Annotated in this window: 2 tRNA genes; both read left to right on the top strand. The window is 47.6% G+C overall.

Annotated elements, in window-relative coordinates:
* Positions 1 to 62 precede the first annotated feature (62 nt).
* A tRNA-Gln gene (locus AB4298_RS21350) sits at positions 63 to 137 on the top strand.
* A gap of 5 nt (positions 138 to 142) precedes the next feature.
* Positions 143 to 219 (top strand) — tRNA-Met (locus AB4298_RS21345).
* Positions 220 to 292: the final 73 nt, after the last annotated feature.

Here is a 292-nt window from a genome sequence, read left to right as displayed (position 1 = left end):
CTCTCTTCCCGTACCATTTAATTTAAGTGATGAGCTAAGGCTTGTTGCTGAAACAAGATTTTTGGGGTATCGCCAAGCGGTAAGGCACCGGGTTTTGATCTCGGCATTCCCAGGTTCAAATCCTGGTACCCCAGCCATCTTTGGCAATGTAGCTCAGCTGGTTAGAGCACAGCACTCATAATGCTGGGGTCGCAGGTTCAAGTCCCGCCATTGCTACCATCTTTTCAAGATGTAAAATATGAACATCGTGTTCTGGATGTGAAACAGAGTCTGTGCGGGAGTGGTGGAATTG

The sequence above is a fragment of the Shewanella sp. 10N.261.52.F9 genome, assembly GCF_041471165.1.
Lineage (GTDB): Bacteria > Pseudomonadota > Gammaproteobacteria > Enterobacterales > Shewanellaceae > Shewanella > Shewanella marinintestina.
This window is presented reverse-complemented; position numbering and strand designations above follow the sequence as displayed.